Source organism: Hufsiella arboris, from assembly GCF_009834875.1.
Classification (GTDB): Bacteria; Bacteroidota; Bacteroidia; order Sphingobacteriales; family Sphingobacteriaceae; genus Hufsiella_A; species Hufsiella_A arboris.
This window is the reverse complement of the sequence record NZ_WVHT01000003.1, coordinates 39,045-57,525: the sequence shown is the minus strand read 5'-3', so window position 1 is coordinate 57,525 and position 18,481 is coordinate 39,045. Positions and strand designations below refer to the sequence as shown.

General features: G+C 42.3%; 21 protein-coding genes. 12 read left to right on the top strand and 9 right to left on the bottom strand.

Annotation, left to right across the window (positions count from 1 at the left end; genetic code table 11):
• Positions 1-516 precede the first annotated feature (516 nt).
• A complete protein-coding gene (locus GS399_RS07260; protein WP_160843959.1) occupies positions 517-2,589 on the top strand; it encodes an acylase in 2,073 nt (690 codons plus the stop codon).
• A 24-nt stretch (positions 2,590-2,613) separates the two neighbouring features.
• Positions 2,614-2,985: a hypothetical protein gene (locus tag GS399_RS07255; protein ID WP_160843958.1), complete on the top strand. Its 372-nt coding sequence runs from the start codon at positions 2,614-2,616 to the stop codon at positions 2,983-2,985.
• 159 nt (positions 2,986-3,144) lie between these two features.
• Here the strand turns inward: GS399_RS07255 and GS399_RS07250 are convergent, their stop codons facing one another.
• From GS399_RS07250 to GS399_RS07240, 3 genes are read right to left on the bottom strand one after another with little or no spacing between them, the layout of a single operon-like run.
• Positions 3,145-3,531: a type II toxin-antitoxin system VapC family toxin gene (locus GS399_RS07250; protein WP_160843957.1), complete on the bottom strand. Its 387-nt coding sequence runs from the start codon at positions 3,529-3,531 to the stop codon at positions 3,145-3,147.
• Positions 3,528-3,716: a hypothetical protein gene (locus GS399_RS07245; RefSeq protein ID WP_160843956.1), complete on the bottom strand. Its 189-nt coding sequence runs from the start codon at positions 3,714-3,716 to the stop codon at positions 3,528-3,530. The genes GS399_RS07250 and GS399_RS07245 overlap by 4 nt, the downstream gene beginning before the upstream one ends.
• A gap of 58 nt (positions 3,717-3,774) precedes the next feature.
• Positions 3,775-4,296 carry an NADPH-dependent FMN reductase gene (locus GS399_RS07240; protein ID WP_160843955.1) on the bottom strand — a complete coding sequence of 174 codons (522 nt, stop codon included), beginning with the start codon at positions 4,294-4,296 and terminating at the stop codon, positions 3,775-3,777.
• Positions 4,297-4,466: 170 nt separating this feature from the next.
• Here GS399_RS07240 and GS399_RS07235 point away from each other — a divergent pair, with 170 nt between their 5' ends.
• From GS399_RS07235 to GS399_RS07190, 10 genes are all read left to right on the top strand, one after another.
• Entirely contained in the window at positions 4,467-5,273 is an 807-nt protein-coding gene (locus tag GS399_RS07235) for a ParA family protein (protein ID WP_160843954.1), read from the top strand.
• A 3-nt stretch (positions 5,274-5,276) separates the two neighbouring features.
• Positions 5,277-6,191, top strand: a complete 915-nt coding sequence (locus GS399_RS07230) for a ParB/RepB/Spo0J family partition protein (RefSeq protein WP_160843953.1) — start codon at positions 5,277-5,279, stop codon at positions 6,189-6,191.
• Positions 6,191-6,892, top strand: coding sequence for a DUF5683 domain-containing protein (locus GS399_RS07225; RefSeq protein ID WP_160843952.1), 702 nt, complete (start codon positions 6,191-6,193; stop codon positions 6,890-6,892). Before GS399_RS07230 ends, GS399_RS07225 begins: the two co-directional genes overlap by 1 nt.
• 20 nt (positions 6,893-6,912) lie before the next feature.
• The gene (gene dapB, locus GS399_RS07220) at positions 6,913-7,662 is read left to right on the top strand and encodes a 4-hydroxy-tetrahydrodipicolinate reductase (RefSeq protein WP_160843951.1); all 750 of its coding nucleotides are present in this window, start codon (positions 6,913-6,915) and stop codon (positions 7,660-7,662) included.
• Between the two features lie 24 nt (positions 7,663-7,686).
• Positions 7,687-8,787, top strand: coding sequence for a signal peptidase I (gene lepB / locus GS399_RS07215; RefSeq protein ID WP_160843950.1), 1,101 nt, complete (start codon positions 7,687-7,689; stop codon positions 8,785-8,787).
• 76 nt (positions 8,788-8,863) lie between these two features.
• A complete protein-coding gene (locus GS399_RS07210) occupies positions 8,864-9,982 on the top strand; it encodes a lipid A deacylase (protein WP_160843949.1) in 1,119 nt (372 codons plus the stop codon).
• Positions 9,983-10,034: 52 nt separating this feature from the next.
• On the top strand, positions 10,035-10,598 hold the full coding sequence (locus GS399_RS07205) for an RNA polymerase sigma factor (protein WP_160843948.1): 564 nt from the start codon (positions 10,035-10,037) through the stop codon (positions 10,596-10,598).
• The gene (locus GS399_RS07200; protein WP_160843947.1) at positions 10,585-11,370 is read left to right on the top strand and encodes a DUF3379 domain-containing protein; all 786 of its coding nucleotides are present in this window, start codon (positions 10,585-10,587) and stop codon (positions 11,368-11,370) included. Before GS399_RS07205 ends, GS399_RS07200 begins: the two co-directional genes overlap by 14 nt.
• A gap of 18 nt (positions 11,371-11,388) precedes the next feature.
• A complete protein-coding gene (locus GS399_RS07195; RefSeq protein ID WP_160843946.1) occupies positions 11,389-12,204 on the top strand; it encodes an outer membrane beta-barrel protein in 816 nt (271 codons plus the stop codon).
• Between the two features lie 66 nt (positions 12,205-12,270).
• Positions 12,271-13,266, top strand: coding sequence for an ABC transporter ATP-binding protein (locus GS399_RS07190; protein ID WP_160843945.1), 996 nt, complete (start codon positions 12,271-12,273; stop codon positions 13,264-13,266).
• Between the two features lie 19 nt (positions 13,267-13,285).
• On the opposite strand, the gene ilvA is transcribed toward GS399_RS07190, so the two are convergent.
• From ilvA to leuD, 6 genes are all read right to left on the bottom strand, one after another.
• Entirely contained in the window at positions 13,286-14,530 is a 1,245-nt protein-coding gene (gene ilvA / locus GS399_RS07185) for a threonine ammonia-lyase IlvA (RefSeq protein WP_160843944.1), read from the bottom strand.
• A gap of 15 nt (positions 14,531-14,545) precedes the next feature.
• A complete protein-coding gene (locus tag GS399_RS07180; RefSeq protein ID WP_160843943.1) occupies positions 14,546-14,848 on the bottom strand; it encodes an antibiotic biosynthesis monooxygenase family protein in 303 nt (100 codons plus the stop codon).
• Positions 14,849-14,916: 68 nt separating this feature from the next.
• Positions 14,917-15,975 (bottom strand): 3-isopropylmalate dehydrogenase, encoded by a 1,059-nt coding sequence (leuB, locus tag GS399_RS07175; RefSeq protein WP_160843942.1) that lies wholly within the window; start codon positions 15,973-15,975, stop codon positions 14,917-14,919.
• A 107-nt stretch (positions 15,976-16,082) separates the two neighbouring features.
• Positions 16,083-16,214 carry a hypothetical protein gene (locus GS399_RS20950; protein WP_255491573.1) on the bottom strand — a complete coding sequence of 44 codons (132 nt, stop codon included), beginning with the start codon at positions 16,212-16,214 and terminating at the stop codon, positions 16,083-16,085.
• A gap of 22 nt (positions 16,215-16,236) precedes the next feature.
• Positions 16,237-17,754: a hydroxymethylglutaryl-CoA lyase-like TIM-barrel protein gene (locus tag GS399_RS07170; RefSeq protein WP_160843941.1), complete on the bottom strand. Its 1,518-nt coding sequence runs from the start codon at positions 17,752-17,754 to the stop codon at positions 16,237-16,239.
• Positions 17,755-17,855: 101 nt separating this feature from the next.
• Entirely contained in the window at positions 17,856-18,452 is a 597-nt protein-coding gene (gene leuD / locus GS399_RS07165; RefSeq protein WP_160843940.1) for a 3-isopropylmalate dehydratase small subunit, read from the bottom strand.
• Between the last annotated feature and the right edge of the window lie 29 nt (positions 18,453-18,481).

Here is an 18,481-nt window from a genome sequence, read left to right as displayed (position 1 = left end):
GCTGTACATTTCAAGTTTTTTGAGAATGATAATGCAAGTCTTAAGTTTCTGCATCAAAAAAGCTTTTCACTGCCATCAGGTTTATTGTACATCGGGCTGCATTTCATCGGTCATAAGCCAGGTCGATTGAAAAATAGCAGCAATGCCTTCAGTGTAATAAACCTGACATTCGCGGAAAGCTTAAAGTTGTATTTACTCTCAAATATTACAACCATTGACTTTAAGCTTGGAGCATTGGCGGGGCTAGCGGAACCGATCGATGAAGGACCTGCTTTCAAAATTTATTTATGCTATATAAATTCTATTCCCCCTGGTTGACGTTATTCATACCATTATATAACCGGTGGCGGTTAGGGATGTCGACGGTATGGTAAAAAGATCAGCAGCAAGTATAAGAGTGTAGAAAGCCTTTATCGGATAAAAGAAAGGCTTTTCAGAATTGTTTATGGATTTAATTCGCTTTCCGCATCTACTACGCAAACCCTCGTTAACCATCGGCATTTGTAACTCATTCATATGAAGCGTTGTACCCTTGTCCTGTTTGCTTTATTTATCTTTTTCGTTACGCCGGTTTACTCAAATCCAGCAAAGATAGAGTGGGATCGCTGGGGTGTTCCGCATATAAGCGCTGCCAGCGAAAGTGATTTGTTTTTTGCACAGGGTTGGGCGCAGATGCAGGCGCATGCTAACCTGGTGCTTAAAATCATAGGAACAGCACGTGGCAAGGCCGCGGAATACTGGGGCCCGGAATACGAAGAATCGGACATGCTGGTGCATACTTTAAATTTTCCGAACATCGCCGCATCATTTCGGAAAACACAGGATTCGCGTTTGCAGCGAATAATCACGTCGTTTACCGGTGGCATGAACGCCTGGGCTAAAGCTCATCCTAACGGCATCGAGCACGACAAACGTGTCGTTTTACCACTTGTTCCGGATGACGTAAATCTGCAAATGCTTCATTTGTTCATTTTACAATTTGTCGGAGGCACTGAGTTTAACCGGGCATCAAACTGGCAGGAGCGCGGCTCAAACGCATACGCAATCTCTTCAAAAAAGTCCGCGTCGGGAAGTGCCATGCTGGTTCAAAATCCGCATTTGCCCTGGAGCGATGAGTTCACCTGGTTCGAATGCCAGCTAACTTTAAACGGGCGTTCGGTTTATGGTGCTAATCTGCTGTGTTTCCCGGGTATCGGTATCGGCTTTAATGAAAACCTGGGATGGACGCATACTAACAACACGCTCGATAATGCCGACAGTTTTAATCTTACCCTCGCCAACGGCGGTTATATCCTGGATGGTAAACAGCTTTCTTTCGAAACACGCCCTGACACAATCTGGGTTAAGCAGGGAGATGGTAAACTTTTACCAAAGGCGCAACTATTTTACAGCTCGGTTCATGGCCCGGTTTTAAAGATGGGCCGGAAGAACGCCCTTGCCATTAAAGTTGCCGGAACCGACCGGCCCGATGCATTGCTGCAGTGGTGGAAAATGGCTAATAGCGACAACTTCGGTCAATTTGAATCGGCCTTAAAAATGCAGCAAATTCCTTTTTGGAATGTTATGTACGCCGATAAAAAAGGTGATATCTTTTATTTGTTCAATGGCATGGTGCCGAAACGCAGTTATGGCACGTTTGAAACCTGGAACACGGTGGTTGATGGCGCGTCCTCGAAAAACATCTGGAACGGTTACCTGACTTATGACGAGCTGCCCAAGTTGAAAAATCCTGCTTCCGGCTGGCTGCAAAACGCCAATGATCCTCCCTGGACGGTTACGCTTCCAAGAGAATTGAACAAACAGGATTTTCCGCCATATATCGCGCCGAACTTTATGTCTTTACGGCCTCAGCAAGCAGCAAATATGTTACTCGAAGATAGTTTGATCAGTTTTGACCGGTTGGTTGAGCATAAACTTTCAACTCATGTTCTGCTGGCCGATCGAGTATTAGATGATCTTCTTTCTTCAATCGACAGTTCAGCGTCTCCGCAATTACTTGAGGCTAAGAAAGTACTTGCCAGCTGGGATCGCTGTGCAGATAGTGATAGCCGGGGAATGCTGTTGTTTTATGCATGGGCAATGGCATTTAACCCGATGAACGACTATAACTACGCTGTTCATTGGGATGAAAATAAGCCAAACACCACACCCTCCGGTATCAGGGATAAAAAACGGGCGGTGCAGTTGCTGGGGCAAGCCGCCAGGGAAGTAAGGGACAGATTCGGAGATATTGCAGTGCCGTGGGGAACGTATAACCGTTTAAAAAGAAACGGCATCGATCTGCCTGCCAATGGCGCTGACGGTGCGATGGGCGTATTCAGGGTGGCCTCGTCACAGCGGGATGGGTTGACGGCGCGGGTGGTAAGCGGCGATTCGTGGGTTGGAATTATTGAATTCGGCAAAAAGGTTCGCGCGAAGGTTTTGCTAAGCTATGGAAACTCTTCCCAGGACAAGTCGCCACATAACGGTGATCAATTGAAGTTGTTTTCTGAAAAGAAACTCCGCGATGCCTGGTTTTATCCGCAACAGTTAGCTGGCAATATTGCCTACACTGAAATAAGGAAGAACGACACATTTATAAGAAAATAGTTTATTCACCTTAATAAAGTAATTATGAAAAAATCGTTAATCCTGACGGCAATAATTGTATTTGCATCTTACGCGTTTAGTAAATCAGCGATGGCCCATGCAGCGAGCGTTGTTGCAATATCTCAGGCTGATTCATTAACCGCTTATACCGGCAAGTACGAAAAAGATTTTAATGGAAAAACCTTCTATCTCGAAATTTTCCTGAAAGACGGTGTGCTGGTTGGTAAGCAGTTATGGGATAACCAGGAGATGGCTCTTAAACATCTGGACGGCGATAATTTCACGGTTCCCGGGATCGATTGGTCAGTAAAGTTCCTAAGAGATGCAAGTGGTCTGGTAGATCAGGTGCTTGTAATGGGTACTGACTATTGGAAAAGAGTTAAAAAGGCGGAGTAGCGGGAGGGTATTCACGGAATGGCGGCAATGTTTTAAGCGTCATAAATCCGACTTTGCTGAAAGCCTTATAGAGCAGCTGAGTTTTTATGAAACGTGCTTTACAGAGGTTAAATTATTGTTGAAATCACTGATTGGGCCATCATGTGAACATTGCCACAATCACCAGTTGATCGGAACTTTATAAAGACTGAAGTGCTCATCTTTTGAAATAACGGTTAACTGTTCGCTAATTGCCTGCGAAATAATTAACCGATCAAACGGATCCTTATGAAACAGCGGTAAGTTTATATAAGCAGCTATGTGAGTTGGCCTGATAGGAAGTAAGTTGATTTGATTATCCTCGAGTAACGTTACAATCTTCTCAATTTCCTTATTGATTTTAAGTTTTCCAATTGAAACCTTTACAGCAATTTCCCAAAGTGATGCAATACTCACATTGATCTCGTTGTCTGCATTTTCAATTATTTTAACGGCATTTCGGGATAACTGCTGGTCATTTTCTGCAAACCAAATAATAGCATGAGTGTCAAGCAGATATTTACTCATTCATCGAAACCTTCAACAAGATCATCAAATCCTGGTTTCATCTCAAAGGTTCCTTTTGCAAAACCGGCTTTTCTCAGGTACTCAACTTTCTCTTCAGCCAACAGATTGTTTACTAACGCTTCAACCTCCTTTTTTTTCTCATCAGAAAGTTGATTGATCTTATATGTTAAAACTTCAAAGTTCATGATCAAATTTACTAATAAGTTTTTGCGTTTTTTAACAATGATGTTTACTTTACTTCACTCAAAACTCCACAAACCGGCTTATCTGCTGATCTGTAAATTTCACCGTATCCTCTTTAAACAAATCACCGTTCTCATTAAACTCCAGGTTGATTTGTGGGATGTGTAAACGAAGCGGCATAACATGCAAATTGATATAATGACAGATGCCAGTAAAGTGCTCAATGCCGCGGACATTTCCATATTTCCCTGACGACAAGCCAAGCAACGCGGCTTTCTTTCCGAAAAAACTCTCCGGGAACTTGCAGGCGTCAACAAACAATTTTAAAACGCCCGGGAAACTTCCGTTATACTCGGGAACCACAAATAAGAACTTTTCTGTTGCGGTAACCAGGTCCTGAATTGGCTGAAATTCCTTGCTCCGGTTGCCATACAGATCGGTATGCAAAATATTGGCAGGCAGGTCAGTCAGTGTCAGGATATCAGCATCAACACCGTGTTCCTTTAATTTCTTCTGATAATATTCTGAAAGCTTTAATGTATAACTTCCGGTTCTGTTAGTAGCAGCAACAATGGTAACCATTTGTGGATAATATGTTTAAAACGAGCAGAGGCCCAAATGTGTAAGTTGTTTAAAGTTCGTATCTTAGTCGGGCGTAAAAAAAGCCCTGAAAAGGTTCCAAAATTAACATTTTATAATTGTTAATTTTCGGGAGAGCTTTTAGTTTACATTCTCATAATAATCGACAAAGAATGAGTAAAATCATCGCGTTAGCCAATCAAAAAGGTGGAGTAGGAAAAACTACATCATCGATAAACTTAGCTGCAAGCTTAGCTGTATTAGAATTTAAAACACTTTTGGTTGATGCTGATCCGCAGGCAAATTCAACTTCAGGAATTGGGTTTGATCCAAGAAGTATAAAAAACAGCATTTACGAATGTATTATTAATGATACCGATCCTCGCGAGGCGATTCAGAAAACGGATACACCCAACCTGGATCTGCTGCCCGCTCATATCGACCTGGTTGGTGCCGAGATCGAGATGATCAACCTGAATAATCGTGAATATAAGATGAAAGCGGTTCTTGATAAAATCCGAGACGATTACGATTTCATTATTATCGATTGTTCCCCTTCGCTGGGTCTGATCACCATTAACGCGTTAACTGCGGCCAATTCGGTGATAATCCCGGTTCAATGCGAATACTTCGCTTTGGAAGGCTTAGGTAAATTGTTGAACACGATCAAAATTGTTCAGAACAGGTTAAACACCGACCTTGAAATTGAAGGTATTTTATTAACGATGTACGACGTGCGTTTACGTTTATCGAACCAGGTTGTTGAGGAAGTGAAAACGCATTTTGAAAATCTTGTTTTCGATACGATCATTCAGCGGAATACACGATTAAGCGAAGCTCCAAGCTTTGGCGTTTCCGTGATTATGCATGATGCTAACTGCAAGGGATCAATAAATTACCTGAATCTCGCACGCGAGATCATCCGCAAAAACGGGCTGAGAGAAGTTGAATTGGAAAGCGATAATAAAGTGACAGTATAATTTATGACGTATCAGAAAAAAACAGGATTAGGAAAAGGATTAAGTGCGTTGCTGGATGATACGAAAGTAGTTCAGAATAATAATAACAACAACAGCCAGGCAGAACCGAAAAGCGAAATACCTGCTGCCGGTGGAATTAATACGATTCCGGTAGATCAGATCGAAGTTAATCCGTACCAGCCGCGTACGGAATTTGATGAGCAGGCTTTAAAAGAGCTCGCCGATTCGATCAAGCTCCAGGGATTAATTCAGCCTATCACCGTTCGTAAAAGCGGGAATAATTCATACCAGTTAATTTCCGGCGAAAGGCGTTTACGAGCATCAAGGCTAGCTGGTATTGATCATATTCCGGCTTACGTTCGTACAGCGAACGACCAGCAAATGCTGGAAATGGGATTGATAGAAAACATTCAGCGCGAAGACCTGAATTCAATCGAGGTGGCGCTGAGTTTTCAGCGGATGATCGACGAATGTAATCTGAAACAAGAGGAATTAGGCGACCGTGTTAGTAAGAACCGTTCGACCGTTACAAATTACCTGAGACTGCTAAAACTTCCTCCTGTTATACAAGTGGCGATCCGGGATAATGTGGTTTCTATGGGCCATGCAAAAGCTATCCTTGGATTAGACGGAGTTGATAAACAATTATATGTTTTCCAGGAGGTAACTAACAATCATTTATCCGTTCGCAAAACAGAGGAATTGGTTCGTGCAATACAAAACGGACGTTCCGTGAAAAAGGAAGGAAAGGAGAAGGAAGCCATTTCGTTTCAGTACCAAAAAATACAGGATGATCTTGCTTCAAAGTTTGATACACGTGTAAAACTAAAAGTTCAATCAGCAGGTAAGGGGGCGATCGAAATTCCGTTCGTTTCAGATGATGACTTAAGCCGTATTCTTGAATTATTAGATTGGTAATGCGATTTTTAACATTGCTCGTTGCGCTGTTGTTGTTCGTTTCGCTAAACAGTGCAAAGGCGCAAATCAACAATTCAGCTGTCAAAGTCGATACAACGATGCGGCGCTCCGGCGTAAAAACCGTTGACACATTGCCGCGCCCGGAAAATCAGCCGATCGTTAAAGCCAAAAAGCAGGAAGTTGTAAAGGATTCGGCTAGGTTGGCGCTTGAGGCAATGCCAAGAAGAGCGACATTACGGTCGCTCGTTGTTCCGGGCTGGGGCCAGATTACTAATAGACGTTATTGGAAATTGCCGATAGTTTATGCCGGTTACGTTGGCTTGGGGCTGGCGATAAATTTTAATCAGAAGTATTATAAAGAGATTTTAACGGAGGTTCAAAACAGGACTAATTATCCATCCAACGAGGATGAAAATGGGAATCCTTACTATACGCCGAATCCTAAATACGCTCCTTATTCTACTCAAAGCCTAACTGATGCTAAAGATTTTTATCGGCGCAATCGCGATCTGAGTATCCTCGGTCTGGTGGCATTTCATGCGATTCAAACAATTGACGCGTATGTGGACGCCAAATTTTTCCGTTATGATATCAGCGATGAGCTTTCTTTAAAAGTTTCTCCATCAATTCAACAGGCTGCACCTTCGTCATTTGCATTTAACGTGCCGGTGCCATCTCTTAAACTAACACTTTCATTATAACCCACTTTAAAAATTAAAACATGAATATCGCTTTAATTGGTTACGGTAAGATGGGCCGCATTATCGAGCAGTTTGCTGTTGACCGCGGACACCATATCGTGTTGAAGATCGATGCCGATAATCGGGATGAGCTGAACACAGATAATTTAAGAAAAGCTGATGTGGCCATCGACTTTAGTACACCTGATTCTGCAATAAATAACATTTATACATGCTTTGATGCAGGTACACCGATTATAGTTGGTACAACGGGCTGGTACGGACAGCTTCAACGGGTAAAAGACGATTGCCTTAACGGTAAAAAGTCGTTGCTGTATGCTTCCAACTTTAGTGTGGGCGTTAACGTGTTCTTTTTTGTTAACAAGGTTCTCGCTAAAATAATGGACCGTTACCCGCAATACGATGTGCAGGTTGAAGAGATCCATCATACAAAAAAACTTGATTCACCAAGTGGTACGGCTATGACCATTGCTGAGGGAATAGTCGAAAATGTTGAACGTAAAAATGAATGGGTGAATGAGGTGGTTGGCCAGACGGAGATTATTACAAAACCCGACCAGCTTCTTATAGAATCGCATCGCATCGAAGAAGTTCCGGGAACTCATACGGTTATCTATAGCTCGGAAGTTGATGATATCGAATTCAAGCATACGGCGCACAACAGAGCAGGTTTTGCACTGGGAGCGGTGCTGGCTGCTGAATGGTTAAATGGTAAAACGGGATTTTACTCGGTAAAAGATATGTTTGATTTCAACATATCGGACATATAAAATTATATTGCAAAAAATTTAAAAATGAACTGGAAGTTTTGGAATAAAAAAACTGAAAAGAAAAAGAAAAAAAGCGCCGGCCGCGAATGGTTTGATGCCATAATTTTCGCGGTTATCGCTGCAACACTTATCCGAACACTATTTATTGAAGCATACACCATCCCAACAGGATCCATGGAAAAATCCTTGTTGGTTGGAGATTTTCTGTTTGTAAGTAAGGTTAATTACGGCGCCAGGATTCCGATGACTCCTGTTGCTTTTCCGTTTGCTCATCATACCATGCCTGTTATTGGCACTAAGGCCTACTGGGATGGTATCGAATTAAAATACCGTCGTTTACCCGGATTGCAGGACATTAAACGTCAGGACGTTGTTGTATTTAACTATCCTATGGAGGCTGATTCGCCGTATTTCCGGCCGGTTGATAAGCGGGAGAATTATATTAAACGCTGCCAGGGAATTCCAGGCGATACCCTGAGAATTATAAATACACAGGTTTATGTAAACGGCAAAGCCGCAGAAACGCCGCATTTCGGGCAGACTTCTTACTATGTGAAATCAGACGGGACGGATCTTAATCCGCAAACTTTGCAGGACATGGATATAGAGGCCAGCCAGATAACGGCCGATGAGTATATTTTGAATATGACACATGAGCAGGCCGACGAAGTAAGAAAATGGCCGATTGTAAAAGCCGTTCATGAAAATATTAAACAGGCCGGAACTTTCGAATCCGAGGTATTTCCTCATGATTCGCATTTTAACTGGAATGAAGACAACTTTGGTCCGATAATTATTCCTAAACGCGATTGGACCGTTACGCTCGACAGTACAAATTACCCGATTTATGAGCGTGCCATTCGTGTTTACGAAGGTAATAAGGTTGAAAAGAAAGGTGATGCAATTTATATCAATGGCAAGCAGACCAACCAGTATACATTCAAAATGAATTATTATTGGATGATGGGCGATAACCGTCACAATTCCCTGGATTCGAGATTTTGGGGCTTTGTACCGGAAGATCACATTGTTGGAAAAGCGCTATTTGTATGGTTCAGCTGGAATGATAACGGTTCATTCTTCAGTAAAGTTCGCTGGAGCAGAATATTTATGGGAATTCATTAATTCCCAAGCAAAACCTTCGAGAATCTCGGAGGTTTTTTGTTTTTATAGTTTCGGACGATCGTCAACCTTTAAACTGATGAAAAAACTCTTTACTCTTCTGTTCCTGTTTTTAAGTATTTACCACGCCAAATCCCAGATAAAAAACGACAGTCTTGAACATCGCATAAGGCCTGATAGTTTGCGGACTGGCGAGCTGTATCTTGATATTTATAATTTTGACTACCTCCGCAACTACGAGTTTTACAATAAGATTCAGGACGGATATACACTTTACGGCCTGCAGCTTGAACCACAACTGGTATATTACATCCATCCGCGGCTTGTTGTGATGGCCGGCGCAAATTTTAGGAAAGACTTCGGCAACGATCAGATTAAAACTACACCGCTTTTCAGCATCAAATACCAAAAGAAAGATTTTGCATTTATTACAGGCGCATTGGAAGGAACTGTTAGTCACCGTTTCATCGAGCCATTGTATGATGTTGAACGAAAGATTACCGATCCGGTAGAATATGGGACACAGTTCTTAATCACAAAGCCTTCATTGTTTTTCGATGGCTTCATCCGTTGGAAGAAAATGATCTATAAGCCCTCTCCCGAACAGGAGCAAATTAACGCCGGAATTTCCACTGACATCAGGCTTTTAAATAGCGAGCGGTTCAGGTTGTCGCTTCCCGTTCAAATGACCGTTTTTCACCAGGGTGGGCAAATCGATACTGTAGGAAAACCATTACAGACTCTTTTTAACGGAGCCGCAGGTTTTGATCTCAAATATCAAACATTCGGATTTGTAAAGAACGTTTATACCCAAAATTACTTCGTTTATTTTAACGAACTATCTCCGACTAAAATTCTGCCTTACTCCACTGGAAAAGGGATTTATCTCAATGCCGGAACCGATACAAAGTGGGGTTCTTTGATAGCCAGTTACTGGAACGCAAACGGTTTTTACTCTCCTTACGGGATGCCAATATTTCAGTCTGAATCCCAGCAAATAAACCACCCGGGTTATTCCCAAAAAAATCGTAAGCTTTTGTTTTTTCGCTACGCTTACCAGCAGCCGGTCGTGCCGCATTTCTTTCTTGATGCTAGATTTGAAACCGCCAGCGATCTTGGTATAGAGAAAAAAACTGACCTCTATTTTTCGCTTTTCCTTGTTTATAAACAGGACTTTCGCCTCGTTAGAAAAAAATAATTTACCAGCATGCAACCAAAATCATGAAAGCTGCATCTTGGTAATAAAGAGCATGAATTTGGAACATAAAATTTCGGTTGAAGAGTTGCTTGAAGGCTGTAAACGCGGTGAGCGTAAATGCCAGGAGTTACTTTACAGGAAACTAGCTTCCAAAATGCTGGCGGTTTGCAGCCGGTATGCAAAAGACAGTTACGAAGCCGAAGATATGTTGCAAATGGGTTTCGTTAAGGTTTTTCGTAAAGTATCAGAATTCAGAAATGAAGGCTCTTTTGAAGGCTGGATAAGAAGAATTATGGTGAACGTAGCAATCGAAGTATTTAGAAAAAATCAACGGACGCTGAATGTAGTAGATATCGACGAAGTTTATGATGCTCCGCAGTCGACATTTGATATTAATACATTAGAAACAAGAGATCTGTTGAGATTGATACAAAGCCTGGCAGGAGGCTACCGGTTGGTATTTAACATGTATGCCATGGAGGGTTATTCTCACAAAGAGATTGGCGAAAAACTAGGTATTTCTGAAGGTGCGTCGAAATCGCAATTATCAAGAGCACGGGCGATACTGAAAGAAAAAATTTTAAAAATGGAGGGATCGAATTATGCTGCAGGATAAGGATTTAGATAAACTGTTCCAGAACAGGTTTAAAGATTTTGAAATAGAACCGTCTGAAGGGCTTTTTGATAAAATCGCCGGTGAGCTGGATGGAAAAAAGAAAAAGAAAACCTTTTTTGTTTGGTGGATGGCTGCGGCTTCGGTTGTGCTCGTGCTAGGGGTAGGTCTGTTTTTTGCCTGTCATCCAAACGGAAAAACATCTCAAAAGATAGTAAGACTAAAACCGGCAGTAAAGCCATCTGTCAAGGATGAAAAGTTGCCTGTTGAGAAAGTTGCGGTTGCAAATGAATCTGTCGAAAACCAGGAAGCAATAAAAGATAAGTCAGCCTCTAACAAGGCGAATGTACCGAAGCAGAGTTTTATTGCTTCCGCGAAACAAAAACCGCTAAAAAAGGATTATGAAAAACCGACGCTGCCGGCACGTCCTGATTCTCAAAGAGTGGTAGAACGGGAAACGTTAGTGGCGAAATCAGAGACTCGAAAGATAAGTCCGGAAACTCAAAACGTGTCAAAACCTGAAATTGAGGCACCGGAGATAAAAAAAGAAGAACCGGTGTTAGCGTCGTTGTTGAAAGAAGATGCAGATGATTCAGCGCAAACTGATAAGTCTAAACGGAAAATCAGGTCGATGGGAGACATTATCAACTTTGTGGTTTCGAAAGTGGATAAACGGCAGGAGAAGCTGATACATTTCTCAAACAACGATGAAGGAACAGAACTGACAGGCGTCAATTTAGGATTTGTAAAATTTAAGAGCAAAAATAAAAACTAGATCAACCTTACATAAGTTATGAAACGTACATTTTTAACACTCATACTCGCCTGTATTTTAGCCGGAGCTTTCGCACAGGATTCGACTACAGTAAAACAGGATACTGTTGTCAAAAAGAAGAAATCAGTAACCATTAAAATCGATACGGAATCAGGCGTTGGCGTAGGAAATGACGATGATGACGAAGATGAGGACACGCCGTCCAAAGCTCCTGGTTTTTCTTTCGGAATTACTTTCAGCCGTTTCGATCTTGGTTATGCAAAATTGATTGATAATGGAAGTTTTACCTTGTCTCCACAAAATCAATTTCTTTCGTATCGTGCGGGCAAAACAAGCACTGTTGGATTTGATGTTTTGCAAATGGGCTACCGCTTCAACAGCAATTTTAAAATTTACCTGGCCGGCGGTATCGACTGGGTTCACATTCGCCTTCGCGAAGACATCACGATATTGCCTAATGAACCGGTTTTAACTTATCGCCAGGACACGATCGACTACAGCAAGAATCGCTTTTCATCAACTTATGTTCGTATTCCGCTGGCATTCGAATTTCGTACCAGGGATGATAACCGCGGCAGAAAGTTTCGTTTCGTGGCTGGTCCCGAAATCGGATTCCTTTTAAATGGAAAAGTCAAGCAGATCAGTGATGAAAACGGTAAGCAAAAATTCAAGGACGATTATCATTATACAACCTTCAGATATGGTGCTGTTGTCAGAGTTGGTTATGGCGGCCTGGGATTATTTGCCAAATATTACTTCAACGATATGTTTGAGAACAGCCCGGCGCAGGATGGACTCAGGAATATGTCTTTCGGCTTGATGGCTGGCTTTTAAAAATTTCGCGTCAACTACGCTTTAGCTCTTCCGGCGACGGAGGGGCTTTTTTGTTATCTTTGGATCGTGTCTACAAAATATATTGGCTTTAACGAAGTCACCAAACAATACTCACCCGAAATTAATTCAGGTGTAAAAAGCATATCGGTTTCGATAGAAAAAGGAAAAATCACAGCTATCGTCGGTGAAAGCGGAAGTGGTAAAAGCACCTTTTTGAAATTGCTTTTCGGATTGCAGATCCCAGATTCAGGCGAGATTCAATTTAACGGCGAACGTATTAAGGGACCATCCGAAAAGCTTATTCCCGGGCATGACAGTATGCGAATGGTTACCCAGGATTTTGATCTTAATCTGTATGCCAAAGTTTATGATAACATTGCGGCGCTGCTTCCAAATACCGATTTGAAGTTTAAGAACGACCGCACGATGGAAATGCTGGATTTTTTTAGAATCACGCACCTTGCCGGTAAAAGAGCGGCTGACTTGAGTGGTGGTGAAAGACAACGAGTTGCGATAGCAAGGGCTATAATTACTCAGCCAGAAGTCCTTTTGCTGGATGAGCCGTTCAGCCAGGTTGACACTATTCTTAAAAATCATTTACGTGCTGATCTCCGGCGAATTTCGCACGAACTTGGTACAACAATCATCCTGGTTTCACATGACCCTGTCGATGGTCTTTCCCTTGCAGATGAACTTATCGTAATGCGTTTGGGAGAGCTTATCGAAAAAGGAAAACCGGAAGATTTGTATCAAAATCCGGCAGCATTATATACTGCCCGGTTGTTAGGAAATTGCAATGTACTTACGGCTGCGGAGGCATCAAAAATCGGAATTAAGATATCAGGTAGCCAGACTGCCATTTACCCGGAATGGATAAAAGTAACCAAAAGCTGGCTGGATAAGATTTACACAGTAAGAGACATTTTCTTTCTCGGCAATAGTGAAGAATTATTGGTGAAATACCAGGACGTAACCCTGAGGGTTTTAAATCACCATCCGGGTACGTACAAAATAAATGATTCGATCCATCTGGCTGTCAATAGACACCTTGATTTCGATTAACCCCAATCCGATATCCCGTTTAAACCAGGTACTCAAATAATGTTTGATCCTGATTTACTTCTATGCAATCGAAATGATTTTCTTGCATTCTTTGCAAAAGCGACTCGTAGTCGTCCGCAGATTTTAGTTCGATGCCTACCAGTGCCGGCCCGCGTTCGCGTTCGGTTTTTTTGATAAATTCAAAACGGGTAATATCATCATTTGGCCCAAGAACATTATTTACGAAAAGCTTCAAAGCTCCCGGGCGCTGCGGAAAACGGACAATGAAATAGTGTTTTAATCCCTCATACAGTAGGGAGAGCTCTTTGATTTCGCCCATTCGGTCGATGTCATTATTGCCACCACTCACTACACAGACTACGTTTTTGCCTTTTAAACGATCTTTTATAAGATCTAACGCAGCTACGGAAAGAGCGCCTGCCGGTTCGGCGACGATGGCGTCTTCATCGTACAGCTTAAGGATAGTTGTACATACTTTTCCTTCCGGAATCAGGATTATGTCATCCAGCACATCTTTGCAGATAGCATATGTCAATTGTCCAACACACTTCACAGCTGCGCCGTCAATAAAACGGTTAATGCTTTCTAATAATACCGGCTTCCTTTCCTGTAATGCCCTGGTCATTGACGGAGCGCCCATTGGCTCAACCCCAATAATTTCTATAGCGCTATTTTTTTGTTTGAGATAAGTGCCGGCACCGGCCGATAACCCTCCGCCGCCGACCGGAATAATCGCAATATCGATGTCCGGAAGATCTTCAAATATTTCTACGCCAACAGTTCCCTGGCCTTCGATAATCCGATAATCATCAAAAGGCGGAATAAACTTCATACCATGTGCCGCAGTATAAGCCAAGGCTTCCTTCAGGCAGTCGTCAAAGGTATCGCCAACTAAAATAATTTCGACGCTTCCGCTTCCAAACATTTCCGTTTGCCGGATTTTCTGACGCGGCGTAATCTCAGGCATAAAAATTACACCTTTCACTCCAAGCTTGTTGCATGAATAGGCAAAGCCCTGGGCATGGTTGCCGGCGCTTGCACAAACGACGCCTTTGGAAAGTTCAATTGCATGCAACGTGCTGATCATGTTATAAGCTCCGCGAAGTTTGTACGAACGCACAACTTGCAGATCTTCTCTTTTTAGATAAACATTGCATGAATATTTTTCAGATAATCGTTGACTATGGATTAGTGGGGTGTGTTTTACGATGTTCTTAAGTCTTTCGGCAGCAGCTTCGAAATTAAGCTCTTCGGAATGTGTCATATGCAAATTTGGTAATTACTTTTTGTTTTCGATGATTGTTTCAAAATGCTCTACCACCGGAAACGGATCATAGTAATGATGAAGCAATTCCTTCCATTTCAAGTACACTTCGGATTTCCTAAAGCCGATCGTATGATCGTCGAGGCTTCGCCAACTTACCAGCAAAATGTATTTATCGTCTTGTTCAACGCACTTTTGTAAACTGTGTGAAATGTAGCCATCTATTGAACTGATATATTGCCCGGCAATTTCAAAGTCAGTTTCAAATTGTTTTTGTCGATTTGGCTTAACGTATAAGGTGGCAAGTTCGGTGATCATAATATTTTATTAATAAAAAACCGTTGCTGACATCTCAGCAACGGTTTCAACTTATTTTTTTTATGCTTTTAAATATGTGCTGCCAGCCAATCTCCAACTTCGCTGGTTTTGTAGGTTTTATTTTTACCAGCGAGATCTTCCGTTACAATTCCTTCGGCAAGCGATTTATTAACCACCGCACGAATTGCTTCAGCCTCTTCTTTCAATCCAAAAGCATCTTCAAACATCATTGCGGCAGACAAAACAGTCGCTAAAGGGTTAGCAATATCTTTTCCTGCGGCTTGAGGATATGATCCGTGGATCGGTTCGTATAAGGATGTATGAACGCCAACCGAAGCAGATGGCATCAATCCCATTGATCCTGAAATAACCGAAGCTTCATCTGTTAAAATATCGCCGAACAAGTTTTCGGTGATAATCACATCGTATGAACTTGGCCATTGAACCAAACGCATCGCAACTGCATCCACAAACTCATAAGAAACGGTCACTTCAGGGAAATCCTTTTCCATATCCTGGACGGTTTCACGCCATAAACGTGAGCTTTCCAAAACATTGGCTTTATCAACACAGCAAAGTTTTTTTCCGCGTGTCATTGCCATTTCAAATCCTAATTTCGCCAGGCGCTGGATTTCTTCGCGCGTGTAGGTGCAGGTATCAAAAGCGGTGTTTCCGTCATCTTTTCTGCCTCGCTCGCCGAAATAAATTCCGCCGGTAAGCTCACGTAGAATAATAAGATCTGTTCCTTCAATCCGTTCTCTTTTTAATGGCGAATTGTCAATCAAAGAAGGGAATGTAAATGTTGGGCGTACATTTGCGTACAAACCCAATTTCTTGCGCATTTTCAGTAAACCCTGCTCAGGGCGAACCGTCGCTTTGGGATCGTTATCAAACCGTGGGTGTCCGATAGCGCCAAATAAAACGGCGTCAGCAGCCATACAGATTTCATGAGTCTCGTCGGGATAAGGTTCGCCAACCGCGTCGATCGCGCAGGCGCCCGTCAAAGCTGATGTCCAATTAATCTCGTGCCCGAATTTTTTAGCGACAGCGTCCGATACTTTTACGGCCTGATCGATTACCTCAGGGCCTATTCCGTCTCCGGCCAGAAGGGCGATATTTAGTTTCATTTTTATAGTTTAGTTTGAATCGTTGAGTATTTTTAGATTTTAAATGTAACGTCGTAATAATGTTATGATGGTTAAAAATCGCAAATCAAGTTGTTGAACCACTTTAATTAGAAAAGCAAAAACTGATTTTCATCGGTTGTGGCGGCCCCGTTTTCCGCGTACTCCTCACTCATCCCACATTTCCCGGCTTCGTTCCAGGGTGTCGCTTCAACCAGGTTTAAAATTGATTGCTTCGGCATATGGCAGCCTTTTACTTACTGGTTATATGATATTCAGCATCTTTTGAGCAGATTTTATCGCAGAAACTGTCTGATCAGAATCCAATCCACGAGTTATAAAAGTTTTATTTTCCGTTTCCCAGGTGATAATGGTTTCGCATAAGGCGTCGGAATCACTTCCCGGCGCAATTCTTACGGCATAGTCGATCAGCTTGGGCAAAGTCAAGTTCTTCTCGTCGTATACTTTGCTGAGCGCATTCATAAACGCATCAAATTGTCCGTCACCCTGTGCGTTGGTCTCGATTAACTTCCCTTCAATGCAGACTGAAATTGTAGCCGAAGGTCTGAGCCCTTTCGAGTTTGTTAAAACATACGATTCCACGACCACCTTTTCTTCGTAAAGCTTACTATCCAAAACGTCGGAAATGATGTAAGGTAAATCCTCTTGCGTTACAGTTTCCTTTTTATCACCTAATTCGATAACACGCTGTGTTACGCGTTTCAAATCGTCGTCGTTTAGTTTTAGTCCAAGTTCCTGTAGGTTTTTCTCAATGTTAGCTTTTCCTGAAGTTTTGCCCAAGGCATATTTACGTTTCCTGCCGAAACGTTCCGGCAACAGATCGTTAAAATATAAATTCTTTTTGTTGTCGCCGTCGGCATGAATACCTGCTGTCTGTGTGAAAACATTATCACCAACAATCGGCTTGTTCGCCGGAATTCTTACCCGCGAAAAGGTTTCAACCAGCTTGCTGACTTTATAGATCGACGACTCTATTAAATTAATTTCAACTTCAGGAAGAAAATCATTTATCACAGCCACCGCGCTGGCCAAAGGCGCATTCCCAGCACGTTCTCCCATGCCATTCACGGTTAAATGTAAACCGTTGGCACCAGCTTTAACGGCCTCGAGAACATTCGCCGTTCCAAGGTCGTAGTCATTGTGGGCGTGAAAATCAAAGTGCAACTTGGGATATTTTGAACGTAGTAATGAAATAAAGTCAAATGTCTCTGATGGAGTTAAGATGCCTAGCGTATCCGGAAGTAAAACTCTTTTTATAGGCTGCGTCGCCAGAAAATCTAAATATTGGAGAACATATTCGCGTGAGCTGCGCATTCCGTTGCTCCAATCTTCCAGGTAAACGTTTGTCTCGATATTCTTGTCATGAGAAACCTTGATGACTTGAGCAATTTCTGAAAAATGTTGTTCCGGGGTCTTTTTTAGCTGATAGGTAAGGTGATTCAACGAGCCTTTAGTCAACAGATTTTGTACACGCACACCAGCGTTAACCATCCAGTCGATTGACACGCCATTATCTACGAACGACAATACTTCGATTTTCTCAGTGTAGCCATTAGACTCGGCCCATTCCATTACCGCTTTTACAGCCTCAAATTCGCCTTCAGAAACACGGGCTGAGGCGATCTCAACACGATCAACCTGCAATTCTTCGATCAGCAGTTGGGTAATGGTTAACTTGTCCGAAATAGAGAAGGATACGCCCGATGTTTGTTCGCCATCGCGCAGTGTCGTATCCATTATTTCGATTTTCCTTTTGGTCATTGTGGGCTAGGTCTTATGCTATTAATCGGTTAGCTATCTTGTCACATTGATCAAAGTCGAAATATATTTCATAAATCGACTTTATTTAGCAAATCTTTAATTTAAAGTGGGAGGTGAGTAGCGAATTCCTGGATCTCTGTTTTTATATTTTGCAGATAATCGATATCGTCAAAGCCATTCAGCATATTATCTTTTTTATAGCTGTTAATGTCGAAGCTTTCCGATTCGCCGCTTGCAAGCAAAGTTATACGCTGTTCGGGAAGATTAACTTCCAGCTCGGTTTTAGGATTATCGTAAATAGCTTTGAATATTTTCTCAAGGAATTCAGGACTAACCTGAACAGGCAAAACGCCAATATTCAAACAGTTATTCCGGAATATATCCGCAAAGAAACTCGAAACAACGCAACGGAACCCATAATCGTAAACTGCCCAGGCAGCGTGTTCGCGTGATGACCCGGAGCCGAAATTTTTTCCGCCCACCAGGATCTTTCCGCTGTACAAAGAATCGTTCAATACGAAATCCTGTTTTGGAGTGTTGTCGGCATTGTAACGCCAGTCTCTGAATAGATTGTCGCCAAAACCTACACGCTCTGTAGCTTTCAGAAAGCGGGCAGGAATAATCTGATCGGTATCCACATTCTCGATAGGAAGAGGAACCGCAGTACTTTGTAATATGTTGAATTTATCGTAAGCCATTTTATTCTTTTAATTGAACGCGTTGCGTC